This window comes from Arsenophonus endosymbiont of Apis mellifera (assembly GCF_903968575.1).
Classification (GTDB): Bacteria; Pseudomonadota; Gammaproteobacteria; order Enterobacterales; family Enterobacteriaceae; genus Arsenophonus; species Arsenophonus apicola.
In genome coordinates this window covers 351987-368680 of the sequence record NZ_CAJCFU010000079.1, presented here as the reverse complement: position 1 = coordinate 368680, position 16694 = coordinate 351987, and the positions used below count along the sequence as shown (strand labels likewise).

Genomic DNA, 16694 nt, shown 5'->3' with positions numbered 1-16694 from the left:
ATATATTGCGGCATTTGTCTGCCGGTTTAGTCAAGGCAGATAATAGATCGCTATCCAGTTTTTAACCTATTCCATATTAAAAAAGGTATTTTTAGTATGAAATTTCTTCGCAATCAAAAAAAGCGGTTATTGATTTTTCTCGTGTTGCTATTAATTATTGTCGTCACTGCTGCGATGTTGTATGTAATTAATTTACCTAAAAAGGTAACTTATCAGACTGTACCCGTTATTAGAGGGAATATCGAAAAGTATGTACTGGCAACTGGCAAGCTGGACGCAGTTAGTAAGGTAGATGTTGGTGCTCAGGTTAGTGGCCAGTTACAAACTCTTTATGTCAAAGAGGGGGATATGGTGAAAAAAGGGGACTTATTAGCGGTAATCGATCCCCAAAACGCGCAAAATGTGGTGAAAGAATCCGAGGAAATTCTGCGTGAACGTCAAGCTAATTTAGCCTTAGCCCGTGCAGAATTGAAATTAGCAGAAATGACTTATCAACGCCATATTGATTTGGCGAAGCATCAGGCTATTTCAAGGCAAGAGTTTGATCGAGTTAAAACCGATGTTGAGGTTAAAAAAGCGCGGGTAAAAATTTATATTGCCCAAATTAATCGTAATCAAGCCTCGTTAAATACGGCTAAAACCAATTTGAAGTATACCCATCTTACTGCGCCATTGAGTGGGATTGTTACCAACATTAAAACCTTGCAGGGACAAACTGTCATTGCTGCCCAAGAAGCGCCAACCATCATGACTTTAGCAGACTTGGATACAATGTTAGTAAAAGCGCAAGTTTCCGAAGCCGACATTATTAATCTTAAACCGGGGCAAAAAGCTTCTTTTACTATTCTTGGTGCACCGGATACCACTTTTAAAGGAGTTTTGAAAGATATATTACCTACGCCGGAAGAAGTTAATAATGCAATTTTTTATTATGCGCGCTTTGAGGTACCCAATCCGCAGCATATTTTAAAACTACAAATGACTGCGCAAATTAAAATTCAACTTGAATTACATAAAAATGTATTGCTTTTACCGCTATCTGCATTGAGAGAAAACATTGCGGGTAATCAATATACTGTTGCGATTCTGCAAAATGGCTACCAGGTGGAGAAAAAAGTCGAAGTTGCTACACGAAATTATATCGATGCTGAAATTGTTTCCGGTCTTGCTGAAGGTGATTTGGTCATTACCAACCCTGAAACTTCAAAAGGATAAAGGAATGAGTGCATTACTTGAATTATGTAATATAGGTCGTAATTATCGCTCAGGCGAACAGCAAGTAGCGGTACTAAAAAATATTTCTTTGACCATTAATGCTGGCGAAATGGTAGCTATAGTTGGCGCTTCAGGCTCTGGGAAATCAACTTTAATGAATATTCTTGGTTGTTTAGATAAACCAAGTTATGGCCAATACTATTTGGCTGGACAGAATATTGATGAGTTAGATAACGAGCAACTTTCTGTTTTACGTCGCGAATATTTTGGTTTCATTTTCCAGCGTTATCATTTGTTACCCTATTTGACGGCCGAACAGAATGTTGAAATTCCAGCTATCTATGCTGGCGCATGCCAACAAGAACGTCGTAAGCGAGCAATTGCCTTATTAACGCGTCTTGGTTTAAATGACCGAATTAAATATTATCCGACACAGTTGTCTGGCGGCCAACAGCAGAGAGTCAGTATTGCTCGGGCATTGATGAATGGTGGGCAGATTATTTTAGCTGATGAGCCAACCGGCGCTTTGGATAGTCACTCAGGTAATGAAGTTATTGCTATTCTTAAACAGTTATGCGAACAGGGATATACCGTTATTCTGGTTACTCATAATATGCAGATAGCAGAGCAGGCAGAACGGATAATTGAAATTAAAAATGGCGAAATTATCCGTAATTGCGTGCAACGTGAGTCAGCAAAACGATTACCGCCGATTTTTTCTGCTAAAAAATCGCAAATTTCAATGACCAAATGGCTTAATCAGCTTAGAGAAGCGCTACTGATGGCCTGGCGAGCGATATTGATTAATAAAATGCGTACATTACTCACCATGCTTGGCATCATTATCGGTATAGCCTCGGTAGTTAGTATTCTTGTTATTGGCAATGCGGCCAAAGGGCTTGTATTAGCCGATATTCAGTCAATTGCCACCAATACTATTACTGTTTTCCCTGGCAAGGGCTTTGGTAACATGAGCCCACAAGATAGAAGGGCACTTAAAGTAAGCGATGTAGATGCGCTACAGGAGCAGCCATATGTTTCTGCCATATCGGGTAAAATGAGTACTGATGTTCGATTACGTTATGGCAGTCAAAATTCTGCTGCAAGAGCATCTGGTATTGGAGAGTCATATTTTGATGTTTATGCTATGCCAATGAGCGAAGGGATAATACTGACCAGCGATATGGTTAAGCACCATGCACAGGTTATTGTTATTGATCAAAACACCAAAAATATGTTTTTCCCTCAGCAGAAACAGGTTGTTGGTGAAATAATGCTAGTTGGCAATATACCGGTTACTATTATTGGTGTGGCCGCAGAGCAAAAGTCTATTTATGGCAATAGCGATATGCTACAAATCTGGATGCCTTATACCACCATGAGTAGTCGTCTGATGAATCGCTCGTATTTTGATAATCTTGATATTAGGATCAAACAGGGTTATAGCTCGTCAGAAGCAGAACAACAATTGACGCGATTGTTGACGGTATTACATGGAAAAAAAGATATTTTTACCTACAATTTCGATACCTTGATTAAAACGATTGAAAAAACGACCAATACGCTACAGTTATTTTTAACATTAGTCGCTGTTATTTCCCTACTAGTCGGTGGTATAGGTGTTATGAATATCATGTTGGTTTCAGTAACCGAACGGACGAAAGAAATTGGTATTCGCATCGCGATCGGCGCGCGAAATAGCGATATTATGCAACAATTTTTGATAGAATCGATTTTTATTTGTTTGTTTGGTGGCTTTTTAGGGATCTTGCTCTCTTATTTAGTGGCAATTATAGCCCGCTTGGTATTACCAAATTGGCAGTTTACTTTTAGTCTAATGCCACTACTAGGTGCTTTGCTTTGCTCAACCGTTATTGGCCTCATTTTTGGTTTTTTACCTGCCCGCAATGCGGCAAAATTGAATCCAGTTGATGCGTTGGCAAGAGAATGAAAAATAAGGATTTATATGCTCCCAAAAGAAGATTGGGAGCAATAATTAAAATTGTAAATGATGATTAAAGGCAATGAAAACCTACCTATTCATTTTCTACAGGAATAATAAGGCAGGCATGGTTACCTTTAGGCCCTTTAGTTGAACTAAAATTAACCTTCTGTCCAGCTTTCAATGTACGGTACCCTTCCATCTGGATACTGGAATAGTGTGCGAAGATGTCTTCGCCACCATTTTCGGGGCAGATGAAGCCAAAACCTTTAGCATTATTAAACCACTTAACTGTACCTGTCTCCATACATCATCCTTCATAATAGGGTTTTATCAAACAAGTGCCTGTGAACAGCTCATTTCATATTGAAGCGAACTAAAAATTGCTTGTTCATAAAATATACTGTATTAAAAAGATATATGGCGTCAAGTGTACTATATTCCCAGAAAGTAGTTCTGTTGCTGAAATTTGATTTAGATAACGCTATAGGTCACTGTTTTTTATTATTTACTTTTTTAAGGATGATTGGTCACAAAGGGGATCAAAGTGATAAACTAAGAATATTCAAGAAGAATGTATAATTAAAAATATTTAACTGGATTTTTACATAATGAGTGAGTGCCAATCAGATTATCAGACGGATGTCAGGCTGAAGGAACAAGTGGAACACGCTTTACAACCACCTTCGATGTATAAGGTGATTTTGAATAATGATGATTTCACACCAATGGATTTTGTAGTACAAGTGTTAAAGAAATACTTTTCTCTTGATGAAGAGCAAGCCACACAAATTATGTTAGATGTTCATTTTCATGGAAAAGGGATCTGTGGGGTTTATACTGCTGAAGTTGCAGAAACAAAGGCCGCGCAAGTTAATATTTATGCAAGAGAACATGAATATCCATTACTTTGCACGATAGAAGAAGTCTGATTAGACTAATTTATAGGGAGGTGATTATGCTTAACCAAGAACTTGAACTTAGTCTTAATGTAGCTTTTGCCAAGGCAAGAGATAACAGGCATGAATTTATGACGGTTGAGCATCTATTGCTGGCGTTGCTCAGTAATACATCCGCCCGGGAAGCTTTAGAAGCTTGCAAAGTTGATCTTGTGATATTGCGACAAGAATTGGAGCATTTTATTTCACAAACAACGCCATTATTGCCTGAGGATGATAGTCGAGATACGCAACCCACGTTGAGCTTTCAACGCGTATTACAGCGTGCTGTGTTTCATGTCCAGTCATCAGGACGTAATGAAGTTACGGGTGCCAATGTATTGGTTGCTATATTTAGCGAACAAGAATCTCAAGCTGCTTATTTATTGCGTAAACATGATGTCAGTCGGCTTGATGTGGTTAATTTTATTTCTCATGGCATGATCAAAGGTAGTGAGGCGGACAATCGTCAGTCAGATTCTATTAATGCCGCATATCAGAATGAAGAAGCTGTTGGCGTTGAAGAACGGATGGATAGCTTTACCACCAACCTTAACCAATTATCAAAAGCCGGTAAAGTTGATCCTTTAATTGGGCGTCAGCTTGAGCTGGAGAGAACGATCCAGGTTCTTTGTCGTCGACGAAAGAATAATCCACTACTAGTGGGTGAATCTGGAGTGGGCAAAACTGCGATTGCGGAAGGGCTAGCATGGCGTATTATACAAAATGATATCCCGGAAGTGATGAAAGATTGCACTATTTATGCCTTGGATATCGGTTCATTACTAGCCGGTACTAAGTATCGTGGTGATTTCGAAAAGCGCTTTAAAGCATTATTAAATGTGTTAGAAAAAGACGAAAAAAGTATTCTCTTTATTGATGAAATTCATACGATTATTGGTGCAGGTGCGGCATCAGGCGGACAAGTTGATGCGGCTAATTTGATTAAGCCATTACTATCAAGTGGCCGGATCCGTGTGATGGGTTCAACGACCTACCAAGAATTTAGTCATATTTTTGAGAAAGATCGGGCACTGGCTAGACGATTCCAAAAAATTGATATCGTTGAACCATCTGCTGACGAAACGGTACAGATCATTAACGGATTACGGGCTAAGTATGAAGCTCACCATAATGTTCGTTATAGTTCAAAAGCGATTAAAGCTGCGGTTGATTTATCAGTAAAGTATATTACTGATCGCCATTTACCGGATAAAGCCATCGACGTTATTGATGAGGCCGGTGCAAGAACGCGTTTGATGCCACAAAACCGACGTAAAAAAACAATTGGGGTACAAGAGATAGAATCGGTCGTCTCCCTAATTGCCCGTATTCCTGAAAAAACTATTTCTTCTAGCGATAAAGAGCGATTAAAAAATTTAGATAATAGATTGAAAATGCTAGTATTTGGTCAAGAGCAAGCCATCGAAACCCTTAGCGAAGCGATCAAAATGAATCGAGCGGGATTAGGTAGTAGTCATAGACCTATTGGTGCGTTTTTATTTGCTGGGCCAACAGGTGTTGGTAAAACAGAAGTCACCGTACAGTTAGCAAAAGCATTAGATATTAAATTATTGCGTTTTGATATGTCTGAATATATGGAACGCCATACAGTTAGTCGGCTAATTGGTGCCCCACCAGGATATGTCGGCTTTGATCAAGGTGGTTTATTGACAGATGCGGTTATAAAACATCCTTATTCAGTTGTTTTATTAGATGAAATCGAAAAAGCACATTCCGATGTATTCAATCTTTTATTACAAGTGATGGATAATGGAACATTAACCGATAATAATGGCCGTAAGGCTGATTTTCGTAATGTTGTCTTGGTGATGACTACCAATGCGGGTGTACAAGAGACACAACGTAAATCGATTGGTTTTACTGAGCAAGATAATAGTACTGATGCATTATCAGAGATAAAACGAATTTTCGCGCCGGAATTTCGTAATAGATTGGATAGTATTATTTGGTTTAATGCTTTAACAACCGAAGTTATTGCTCAAGTTGTTGATAAGTTTATTGTTGAGTTACAAGCTCAACTAGATGAAAAAGGTGTGTCAATTGAAATTAGTAATGCGGCACGTCAATGGCTTTGTACTAAAGGTTATGATAAGGCGATGGGAGCTAGGCCGATGGCAAGGGTTATCCAGGATAATCTAAAGAAACCTTTAGCTAATGAACTATTATTTGGCCAGTTGAGTCGTGGTGGTGCTGTTAAGATCGATCTAAATAAGAAAACGCAAAAATTAACCTATCATTTTGAAGGTATGCACAAAACTAAACCAGAGGATGCAATAATTTAATTACAGATGGTTTATAACCATAGACGATATTCCAATCGTCTATGGCAAGAGCTTGAGAGAAGAGGCGATCAACGGCTACGAAAGATGATGCGGCCTTTACTCAGATCATAAGGTGTTAACTCGACAGTCACTTTGTCGCCCGTTAGAATACGGATATAATTTTTACGCATTTTACCAGAAATATGCGCAGTAACTACGTGTCCATTTTCTAGTTCAACACGGAACATGGTATTGGGCAGAGTATCTAGTACTGTACCTTGCATTTCAATATTGTCTTCTTTGGCCATCTAATCCTCTAAGTTAATCACCAAGTTTTTTACGGGCAAGATAATGCCGAAAAACCATCCTTATGTAAAGGAATGTCGAGTTTAAAGTCACTTTTACTTTTTATCAAGATACGAAAAATACGGCATTAAAGCTTAATTGTACAAAAATATACAACAAGTATACGGTTTGAACAACGCGAACGATAAAAAAATAAAATGCAACAATGTCACAGCAAACTATCTAACTTAGTTTGCAATAGTATGAATCATTCTGCTACCTATATCTTTAAATTAGTGCTTAATCAGCTATCTAATATCTTTGTTTAGGCAGAGAAATATTTTCTAGTTAATTATCCGAAATGATTAGTTTCTTCTGCACTAGGTAAACTTATAGTTTGCTTTAGCCAACATGCTTTATCAATAGGTTGGTCGCGATATTGATAGAGATAATTTAAAAATTGTACCCGAGGGATCTCTCTCACACCTAAAGAGGCGGTATATGCATTAATTATTTGACAATCAAACAGTTTACCGCCAAAACCCAGGAAATGGTGATAAAAAGCAATAAGTGCATATTTAGAACCATCACTAACACGGCTAAACATCGATTCACCACAAAAAATTTTACCAACATTAACGCCATACAGTCCACCAATTAATTTTGTGTTGTGCCAAACTTCGACGGAATGCGCAACACCTAGTTGATGCAAAGCAGTATATGCCTCTATTATTTGGTGAGTGATCCAAGTTCCTTCCTGTCGTTGTGCGCAGCCGGCGATAACTTGCTCAAAGGCATGATTTAACGTAATGACATAAGGCGTTTTTCGCATTCTTTTTTTAGTTGTTCGACTAATGTGTATTTCTGCTGGCAAGAGAACTGCACGTGGATCTGGCGACCACCACAATGGAATTTCCGTTGGATTAAACCAAGGGAAAATCCCTTCATAATAGGCAGCTTGTAATCTACCGACCGCCAGATCACCGCCGATGGCGAGTAAGCCGTTGGGTTCACTTAGAGCATATTCTGGCGCTGGAAAGATATAAGATCTCTCATCAAGCTGAAACATATAACCATCCTATTAGCTAATTTTATAATTATGTTAGTACTATTTTGGCTTGATAATATTGAAAATAGCGCCCTCGCAATTGTAATAATTCCTTATACGTTGCTTGCTCAATAATTTTTCCATCATCCATTACATATATTTGATCCATTTTATCCAATCCTTGTAAGCGATGGGTAATCACTAACAAGGTTTTGTCGCAGCAGTGTTGCTGCAACTGAAGCAGGATCTGGTTTTCAGTTTTTGCATCTAATCCTTCAGTAGGTTCATCTAATAAAATAACAGGTGCATCATAAAGTAGGGCTCTTGCGATACCTAATCGCCGTTGTTCACCACCTGAGAGTTGTCGACCTCCTTCACCGATCCAACTATCCAGCCCTTGATTTTTAATCAGGCTATCTAAACCGACTTGTTTTAATACTTTTGTCAGTAAAGTATCACTGGCATCATCTTTTGCTATTAGCAGATTATTACGCAAGGTATCACTAAAAATATGGGTTCGCTGTGGTACTACCGCCATTAATTTACGTAATGTATGCTCATTATAGTGATTAATTGGCTGACCATTTATCAAGATCTGGCCTGAACTAACATCCCAGGCACGCGTTAATAATTGTAACAGTGTAGATTTACCACAACCAGTTTTACCTAGTAGCGCAACATGTTCACCTGCATTAAGTGTCAAACAGATATTTTCTAATGTTGGTTGCAGTTGTTGGGGATAACTGAAATGCACTTGTTGCAATTTGATCTCAACTTTATCACTCGTTGATATGCCTGAAGCCGGAAATGTCACTGCTGGTTTTTGATTAATTAACTCCATTAAGCGATTTGCCGAAGTAACAACTTGTCCTAAATATTGAAATGCAACAGCTACTGGTCCAAGAACTTCAAAAGCAGCTAAGGTACAGAAAACGAATAGGGCAATAAGTGCACCAGGTTTATGCTGCTCACCAACTCCGGTTGCTGCCATCCACATTAGTAGGGTTGCGGTAAAGCCGGAGATAAAAATCATAATAGATTGTGATAGCGCGGTTAAGTTAGCTTGCTGCTGCTGGCGCTTTAACCAGTTGGATTCTAGATTGGTCAATACTTGTCGAAAGCGAGGTAATGCACCAAAAACAGTTAGCTCTGCTTGTGCCTGGATAATATTGATTAAACAAGCGCGATATTGGCTACGTAATATAGTGATATCGTGCCCGATAGATTTTCCCCCTTGATAAAAGAAAAAGGGTAAAGTAATCAGCAAACAGAGCATAATTGTGCCCAAAGTAAGGGCAAGCTGTAAGTCTAATGTACTTAATGCTAGGGTGAGCAAAATAGTAATAACCAAAGCAGCGAATATGGGAGAAAGCACCCGTAGATACAAATGATCAAGGCTCTCGACATCAGCGACCAGACGATTAAGAATATCTCCTTGGCGATAGTGTGCGATAGCGCCAGGGGATAGTGGGAATAGTTTTTGAAAAGTAAATATCCTTAAATGGGCTAAAACACGAAAAGTTGCATCATGGTTAACTAATCGTTCGGCGTAACGACTGGCCGTGCGGATAATGGCTGAACCACGAACACCTGCTGCTGGTAGCATATAATTAAAAGTATAAAGCCCGGCAGCACCAGCAAGAGCCGTTCCGGCTAAAAACCAACCTGATAAAGTCAGTAGGCTAATACTCGCCAGTACCGCAACAATGGTTAACAAAATACCAAGATTAAGCAGTACCCAATGACGACGATAAAGCGCAAGAAAAGGGAGTAGTACACGCATATTATATCTCCTCTGCGCGATAAGTTAACAGGCGGCTAAAAGCCCCTGTAGTCTGACTTAGCTTGTTATAAGTGCCCTGTTCAATAATTAAACCATTTTCCATGACCCATATTTGGTCGTATGTGGCAGCTTCTTCTAACAAATGAGTAACCAGCAAAGTTGTTTGTTTAGTAGAAGCCATATTAAGTGCGGTCATCACACGTTGCTCACTTTGCATATCAAGGCTAGCAGCAGGTTCATCGAGTAAAAGCAAATGACAGGGGTTTAATAGTGCGCGGGCGACTGCAATTCGTTGCGCTTGTCCAACGGATAAGCGAGCAGCATTTTCGCCAATTTGAGTATCAAGACCCGCGGGTAAATGCTCGGTAAACTCAGTTACATAAGCATTTTCCATTGCTGTATTGATTGCTGCTGCGGAAGCTTCCGGTGAGTAGAGACGTATATTGTCAATAATGGTTTGTGCGGGTAAATGGGGATTTTGACCAACCCAGCTAAGTTGTTTGCGCCAATCAGTCATATCGAGATCCCTAAGTTCGATTCCATTAACCATTAGCGAGCCGCGATAAGGTAGAAAACCGAGTAGCACATTTAACAAGGAACTTTTGCCAGCCCCACTTTGGCCGACTAAAGCAATCCGCTGGTTTGGCAGTAGGGTAAAATTTAGCGGGCCAGCCAAGCGTACATTATCGTGAGAAAAAATTTCTAGCTGATGCGCAGTAATCGTTAGTGGTTTAACCGGCGCAATTAGCTGATTATTTTGTGGTTGTGGCGATGGTTGTTCTATGCTGGCTAATAATGTAAATAAAGATTCTGCTGCACCTACTGCTTGCGCTTTAGCATGGTAATAAGTGCCTAAATCCCGTAGTGGCTGAAAAAATTCCGGAGCGAGTATCAAGGCCAAAAAGCCAGCAAAAAGGGTAACTGGTATGCCATAATTTCCGAAATCTAATTCTCCTAAATAAGAGAAACCAAAATAAACTGCGACAATGGCAATAGAAATTGATGCGAAGAATTCTAATACTGCCGAAGAGAGAAAGGCCATACGTAAGACTTCCATCGTTCTTTGACGAAACTCTTCGGTTGCTTGTTCAATATCTTTTACTTCTTTTTTAGCCCGCAAAAAAAGTCGTAAGGTATCAAGTCCACGTAAACGATCGAGAAATCTGCCGCTTAATCGGGCTAACGCCACAAAATTTCGCCGATTGACATCAGCGGCACCCATCCCTACTAATATCATAAATAAGGGAATTAAAGGTGCGGTGATAAATAAAATTAAGCCAGCAGCCCAGTTAATTGGGAAAATTGCAATCAAAATGATAATCGGGATCATAGCGGCTAAATACATTTGCGGTAAATAGCGAGCATAATAATCCTGTATGTCTTCAATTTGTTCTAAAATGATCGTTGCCCAACTTCCGGCGGGTTTATTTTTAACCCAAACAGGCCCCAATTGGTCAAGTTTATTTAGCACCATGATACGGATCTGCTGACGAACAATTTTGCCACAAACGAATCCAACACTTTCCCGCATAAAGTTAATTATCGCTCTTGAAGTAAATACACAAATAAGTAAAACAAATTGAACTAGCAGTTGTTCTCGAGGTAGATTCTCTACAATCAATGCTTGTAAAAGGGAAGCTAAAAGCCAGGCTTGCATAACGATTAGTAAGCCACTAATAATTCCCAGTAACATGGATAAGCGTAGCCAGTGTTTTGCTGGAGCTGATTGTTGTTTCAACCAATTAACCAACTCAGTTTGTTTTTGTTTATCCATAATGATGATTTTATATACCGGTGATAAGTTAATTATGACAATGTGTTGATTTTAATTTTATCAAATATCAACTTTTATAGGTATGTTACAGATAAAAAGGCGCTATTTCGACCGCGCCTGTTAAAGAAATTTATCAGGTTATTATAATTTGTAACATTTATTTGCGGTATAGCGCGTCTAAATAACGTTCGGCGTCAAGGGCAGCCATACAACCAGTACCTGCTGAGGTAATGGCTTGACGATAGACATAGTCCATGACATCACCAGCAGCGAAAACACCTTCAACTGAGGTTTGGGTTGCATTGCCTTTAGTGCCAGATTGCACTTGAATGTAGCCATTTTCTAACACTAACTGATCGGCAAAAATACTGGTATTGGGGGTATGGCCAATAGCAATAAACACGCCAGTCACAGCAAGCATCTTTAGATTGTCATTTTCGGTTGAACGCAAATTGATGCCAGTGACACCACTATTGTCACCTAATACCTCATCAAGGGTAAAATTGGTATGTAACACAATATTGCCAGTTTTTACTTTTTCCATCATCCGTTGGATGAGAATTTTTTCGGCACGAAACGTGTCACGTCGATGAATGACATGGACTTCTGCGGCAATATTTGATAGGTAAAGTGCTTCTTCAATAGCGGTATTTCCACCACCCACTACCGCCACTTTTTGGTTGCGATAGAAAAAGCCATCGCAGGTAGCACAGGCTGAAACGCCACGACCTTTAAAGGCTTCTTCAGACGGTAAACCCAGGTAGCGAGCTGAGGCGCCAGTTGCAATAATAAGCGCATCACAGCTATAGATTCCGTTATCACCGGTGAGCTTGAACGGCCGTTGCTGCAGATCAACCGCATAAATGTGATCATTAATAATATTTTCTTGTGCAGTAAATTTTTTAGTATGTTGCAGCATGCGTTCCATCAATACCGGGCCCATTAACTCGGTATGATCTCCTGGCCAATTTTCAACTTCGGTAGTGGTGGTTAATTGCCCCCCTGGTTGCATGCCAGTAATTAATACCGGATTTAAATTTGCTCGGGCGGCATAAATAGCTGCTGTATAGCCAGCTGGGCCAGATCCCAGAATTATAACCTTACTATGATTGTTGGTTTTCATGGGTGCTCCATTTGTAAGAATATATATTTAATGTGGCGATTGTAGGAGATTAGTAAAATTAAAAAAAGTAAATTGAATGAAAAGATGATAAGGAATAGTCATTCTTTGTTGACTTGTTTTAACATTTTATTTATTAAGGCAAGTCATGAAAAAAGATTATTTTTGGTGAAATAACGATTTAAATTGAGAATTTTTCTTATGTCTTATTGACAATTAGTTAATAATGAATTCATTTCCCTATGATGTTCTGATTTTTATTCATAATCTTTGACAATCGGTTGTGTATTTGAGAAAACATCTTATAGGATTAATTACCTCATTTGATTAATTGAAATTGAACATCATTTAAACAAATAGATAAATATCCTACTTTTCATTATCAAATTGAAAACTAACCAGATGATTTATCTACAAGATGAATTATACTACAAATACTAATGGTCAGGCGGAGTTTAACCTTATTGCATCTTTTCCAATTCAATAATAAGAAAAGAAAATAGGGAATGTAATGGGTATAAAAATAGATAAAAGAGAGATAACGAAATGATTGATAACAAAAAGCGTCCAGGAAAAGATCTTGATCGTATCGATAGGAACATACTTAATGAATTACAAAAGGATGGTCGTATTTCTAATGTAGAGCTTTCTAAGAGAGTAGGGTTATCGCCGACCCCTTGTTTGGAACGTGTGCGTCGTTTGGAGCGTCAAGGTTTTATTTCAGGTTATACCGCTTTATTAAATCCACACTATCTCGATGCATCTTTATTGGTTTTTGTTGAGATCACCTTAAACCGTGGTGCTGCAGATGTTTTTGAACAGTTTAATGCTGTTGTGCAAAAACTGGAAGGGATTCAGGAATGTCATTTAGTCTCTGGGGATTTTGATTATTTACTTAAAACACGGGTTCCCGATATGTCTGCTTATCGTAAATTATTAGGCGAGACTTTGCTTCGTCTCCCTGGTGTCAATGACACGCGGACTTATGTAGTAATGGAAGAGGTGAAACAGAGTAATCGTTTGGTCATTAAGACTCGTTAATCAAATAGATGCAAAACCGGAAAAAGTTAGGTACACTCCTGTTTATGCATACAGTTTCAACGCTGAGCATTACTCAGCGTTGTTCCTTTCAATCAACAGGAAAAACCTGGAGTGTTAGTTTTGGGCCAGGAATATACAGAAGACAAAAACATTAAGTTAAAAAAAATCAGTAATGGCAAGATACTGATAGAGGTTATTTTACTGATAATTACTATCTGGGCGATTTTTTTAATGGTGGCTCTGATAAGCTTTCATCCTTCCGATCCTAGCTGGTCACAGACGACTTGGAATGAACCGATTAAAAATTTAGCTGGCGGCATCGGTGCTTGGTCAGCCGATATTCTTTTCTCTGTTTTTGGCATCTTAGCCTATGTTATACCATTAGTCATGTTATTAGGGTGTTGGAATGTATTTAAAGATATCGATAATCAGGATTGCCTGGATTTTTTTGTTCTTTCCTTACGCCTGATCGGTGGGTTAGCGTTAATAATTACCTCGTGTGCCCTGGCAGCACTTAATATTGATGATTTACCTAATTTTTCCTCCGGTGGTATTATTGGTAGTGTTTTTAGTAATGCCATTCTGCCTTGGTTTAATATATTAGGAACCACATTAGCGTTACTTTGTATTTGGGTTATTAGTTTCACCTTATTTACAGGTTGGTCATGGTTAACGATTGCGGAAAAGATTGGAGCACTGGTGTTAGCGACAATAACGCTTATCACTAATCGTAGTCGTAGTAATAACAAGCATCAAGCAACAAAAGCTTATGTCTCACCTCATCCGGCTAAATTATACGATGGCACATCAGATACAGCAGATTATATCGATCCAGATGATGTGCTTTTTTCAACCGCTCCAATTAAACAGTTAGCGAAAGAAGGATTGAGTAATAATAAAAACGATGAGTTTTATCGAGATAAGGTACAGTCTTTGACGCCTGCTGAAGCTAAAGGCGCCCTTGATATTCAGGCAGAAACACTAGACAAATATGATGAAGATATCTTTAGCAAACCGTCAAATATCCCCGTTCCAATGGATGATGAGATTGATCTCAATCAACGGATAGATCCTAATCAGGTTACTCAAGTTAGCGATCAAAAAGAAGCCCCAAATTTGGCTGACCCGTCAATTTTCTCAGTAACAAAAAAAGATGCGGAAGCTGACGCTAGTACTGCTTTTACACCGGTAAAGTCACAAATTAAAAAAGGTATTGGTCCCGAATTTCCGCGCCCTAATCCTGTTCGTTTACCAACACGGCGCGAGCTTTATGGTAATCGTCTAACAACACAGAAAGAACAGGAATTGGATGCAGAGCAAAAAGCTTTTCAAAATCCCGCCACTCAGTCTGATAGTGCGGAGTTTACTATTGATGATTGGAATGAAGATAAATTACGTGATCAGTTTTTGCAACAGCAAAATGAGCGTTACAACACCAACATAACTAATAACCTAAATCAACCAACAGCTAACATTGATGTGGATGACAAGCCCATTGCAGCAGATGAAACTGAATTAAATGCATTCGTTGACAGCCAACCACAAGTTGAACATAAATGGCCATTGGAAGAAGAGGCAGAGATATTGCAGCAGCAAGTAGCACAAGATAGTAGTCAAACATCATTAGCGCCTGAGGATAAAAAGCAAAAGGTAGCGCAGACATTACCTGAGCAGGGAAGTCTTTTTCATCCTTTTCTGGTACGTAATGATCAACCATTACCAAAACCCACGACGCCAATGCCCTCATTAGATCTGCTTGCCAGCCCACCAAACCACAACGAACCGGTTGATATGTTTGCGTTGGAACAAACATCCCGTTTAATTGAAGCACGTTTAAGCGATTATCGGGTAAAAGCGGAAGTGGTTGGTTTTTCACCTGGGCCAGTTATTACGCGCTTTGAGTTGGACTTAGCCCCTGGCGTCAAGGCGGCACGTATTTCTAATTTATCTAGAGATTTAGCACGTTCTTTATCGGCAACTGCGGTACGTATTGTAGAGGTGATACCGGGTAAACCTTATGTAGGTTTAGAATTACCCAATAAAAAGCGCCAGACGGTGTATCTACGTGAAGTGCTTGATTGTGATAAATTTCGCCGTAACTCATCACCATTAACCATTGTATTAGGTAAAGATATTGAAGGTGAACCTGTTATTGCTGATTTAGAAAAAATGCCGCATTTGTTAGTTGCCGGTACCACCGGTTCGGGTAAATCGGTAGGGGTTAATGCCATGATCCTCAGTATCTTGTATAAAGCAAAACCTGAGGATGTTCGCTTTATTATGATCGATCCTAAGATGTTGGAACTTTCTATTTATGAAGGCATTCCGCATTTGCTGACCGAAGTTGTCACCGATATGAAAGATGCGGCGAATGCACTGCGTTGGTGTGTTAATGAAATGGAACGTCGCTACAAACTTATGTCAGCTTTAGGCGTAAGAAATCTGGCGGGCTATAACGATAAAATTAATGCCGCTGAGCGCATGGGACGTCCAATACCTGATCCATTTTGGAAACCAGGCGATAGTATGGATAGTAGCCATCCAGTACTGAAGAAAGAGCCTTATATTGTTGTTATGGTCGATGAATTTGCTGATCTGATGATGACCGCCGGCAAAAAAGTGGAAGAGCTAATTGCGCGTTTGGCACAAAAGGCGCGAGCAGCCGGTATTCATCTAGTCTTGGCGACCCAGCGGCCATCGGTTGATATTATTACTGGTTTAATTAAGGCTAACATACCCACTCGGATTGCGTTTACTGTATCAAGTAAGATAGATTCTCGCACCATTCTTGATCAAGGTGGCGCCGAATCTTTATTAGGCATGGGCGATATGCTTTACTTACCGCCAAACTCCTCTATTCCAATTCGTGTTCACGGTGCTTTTGTTCGCGATCAGGAAGTGCATGATGTGGTCAAAGATTGGCAAGCGAGAGGTAAACCTGAATATATAGATAACATCACTAAGGGTGGTGAAGAGGGTGAAGGTAGTAATGGTTATGATGGTGATGAAGAGCTAGATCCCTTATTTGATCAAGCGGTTGAGTTTGTGACGGAAAAGCAGCGTGTCTCTATATCGGGCGTGCAGCGACAATTTCGTATTGGCTATAATCGAGCGGCTAGAATTGTTGAGCAGATGGAGGCTCGGGGGGTTGTTAGTGAGCCGGGCCATAATGGTAATCGCGAAGTTTTAACACCACCACCAGCAGAATATTGATGGAAAAATATTTTTCAAAAACTAATAAATATGATAAATACAAAGGTCAT

The 16694-nt window shown here is 39.4% G+C and carries 12 protein-coding genes; 6 read left to right on the top strand and 6 right to left on the bottom strand.

The window, feature by feature from the left end:
- Positions 1-96: 96 nt before the first annotated feature.
- A complete protein-coding gene (gene macA, locus H1X92_RS15480; protein ID WP_180560970.1) occupies positions 97-1215 on the top strand; it encodes a macrolide transporter subunit MacA in 1119 nt (372 codons plus the stop codon).
- 4 nt (positions 1216-1219) lie between these two features.
- Positions 1220-3166, top strand: coding sequence for a macrolide ABC transporter ATP-binding protein/permease MacB (gene macB, locus H1X92_RS15475; RefSeq protein WP_180560969.1), 1947 nt, complete (start codon positions 1220-1222; stop codon positions 3164-3166).
- Positions 3167-3251: 85 nt separating this feature from the next.
- On the opposite strand, the gene cspD is transcribed toward macB, so the two are convergent.
- Positions 3252-3464: a cold shock domain-containing protein CspD gene (cspD, locus tag H1X92_RS15470; RefSeq protein ID WP_180560968.1), complete on the bottom strand. Its 213-nt coding sequence runs from the start codon at positions 3462-3464 to the stop codon at positions 3252-3254.
- Positions 3465-3768: 304 nt separating this feature from the next.
- On the opposite strand from cspD, the gene clpS reads away from it, so the two are divergent.
- Entirely contained in the window at positions 3769-4089 is a 321-nt protein-coding gene (gene clpS / locus H1X92_RS15465) for an ATP-dependent Clp protease adapter ClpS (protein WP_180560967.1), read from the top strand.
- Positions 4090-4115: 26 nt separating this feature from the next.
- Positions 4116-6401: an ATP-dependent Clp protease ATP-binding subunit ClpA gene (gene clpA / locus H1X92_RS15460; protein ID WP_180560966.1), complete on the top strand. Its 2286-nt coding sequence runs from the start codon at positions 4116-4118 to the stop codon at positions 6399-6401.
- 68 nt (positions 6402-6469) lie between these two features.
- On the opposite strand, the gene infA is transcribed toward clpA, so the two are convergent.
- The 5 genes from infA to trxB all read right to left on the bottom strand — a co-directional run bounded on the left by infA (position 6470) and on the right by trxB (position 12393).
- Positions 6470-6688: a translation initiation factor IF-1 gene (gene infA, locus H1X92_RS15455; RefSeq protein ID WP_004244560.1), complete on the bottom strand. Its 219-nt coding sequence runs from the start codon at positions 6686-6688 to the stop codon at positions 6470-6472.
- Between the two features lie 329 nt (positions 6689-7017).
- Positions 7018-7734 (bottom strand): leucyl/phenylalanyl-tRNA--protein transferase, encoded by a 717-nt coding sequence (aat, locus tag H1X92_RS15450; RefSeq protein ID WP_180560965.1) that lies wholly within the window; start codon positions 7732-7734, stop codon positions 7018-7020.
- A 28-nt stretch (positions 7735-7762) separates the two neighbouring features.
- Positions 7763-9496, bottom strand: a complete 1734-nt coding sequence (gene cydC, locus H1X92_RS15445; RefSeq protein WP_180560964.1) for a heme ABC transporter ATP-binding protein/permease CydC — start codon at positions 9494-9496, stop codon at positions 7763-7765.
- Position 9497: 1 nt separating this feature from the next.
- The gene (gene cydD, locus H1X92_RS15440; protein ID WP_180560963.1) at positions 9498-11270 is read right to left on the bottom strand and encodes a heme ABC transporter permease/ATP-binding protein CydD; all 1773 of its coding nucleotides are present in this window, start codon (positions 11268-11270) and stop codon (positions 9498-9500) included.
- A 157-nt stretch (positions 11271-11427) separates the two neighbouring features.
- Positions 11428-12393, bottom strand: coding sequence for a thioredoxin-disulfide reductase (gene trxB / locus H1X92_RS15435; RefSeq protein ID WP_180560962.1), 966 nt, complete (start codon positions 12391-12393; stop codon positions 11428-11430).
- A 543-nt stretch (positions 12394-12936) separates the two neighbouring features.
- On the opposite strand from trxB, the gene lrp reads away from it, so the two are divergent.
- Positions 12937-13431: a leucine-responsive transcriptional regulator Lrp gene (gene lrp, locus H1X92_RS15430; protein ID WP_026822393.1), complete on the top strand. Its 495-nt coding sequence runs from the start codon at positions 12937-12939 to the stop codon at positions 13429-13431.
- Positions 13432-13551: 120 nt separating this feature from the next.
- Positions 13552-16644, top strand: a complete 3093-nt coding sequence (locus H1X92_RS15425; RefSeq protein WP_180561013.1) for a DNA translocase FtsK 4TM domain-containing protein — start codon at positions 13552-13554, stop codon at positions 16642-16644.
- Positions 16645-16694: the final 50 nt, after the last annotated feature.

Excerpts from the sequence above, each read along its gene's own strand:
- macA (WP_180560970.1), top strand. The coding sequence starts at position 97 with ATGAAATTTCTTCGCAATCAAAAAAAGCGGTTATTGATTTTTCTCGTG.
- macB (WP_180560969.1), top strand. The coding sequence starts at position 1,220 with ATGAGTGCATTACTTGAATTATGTAATATAGGTCGTAATTATCGCTCA.
- cspD (WP_180560968.1), bottom strand. The coding sequence starts at position 3,464 with ATGGAGACAGGTACAGTTAAGTGGTTTAATAATGCTAAAGGTTTTGGC.
- clpS (WP_180560967.1), top strand. The coding sequence starts at position 3,769 with ATGAGTGAGTGCCAATCAGATTATCAGACGGATGTCAGGCTGAAGGAA.
- clpA (WP_180560966.1), top strand. The coding sequence starts at position 4,116 with ATGCTTAACCAAGAACTTGAACTTAGTCTTAATGTAGCTTTTGCCAAG.
- infA (WP_004244560.1), bottom strand. The coding sequence starts at position 6,688 with ATGGCCAAAGAAGACAATATTGAAATGCAAGGTACAGTACTAGATACT.
- aat (WP_180560965.1), bottom strand. The coding sequence starts at position 7,734 with ATGTTTCAGCTTGATGAGAGATCTTATATCTTTCCAGCGCCAGAATAT.
- cydC (WP_180560964.1), bottom strand. The coding sequence starts at position 9,496 with ATGCGTGTACTACTCCCTTTTCTTGCGCTTTATCGTCGTCATTGGGTA.
- cydD (WP_180560963.1), bottom strand. The coding sequence starts at position 11,270 with ATGGATAAACAAAAACAAACTGAGTTGGTTAATTGGTTGAAACAACAA.
- trxB (WP_180560962.1), bottom strand. The coding sequence starts at position 12,393 with ATGAAAACCAACAATCATAGTAAGGTTATAATTCTGGGATCTGGCCCA.
- lrp (WP_026822393.1), top strand. The coding sequence starts at position 12,937 with ATGATTGATAACAAAAAGCGTCCAGGAAAAGATCTTGATCGTATCGAT.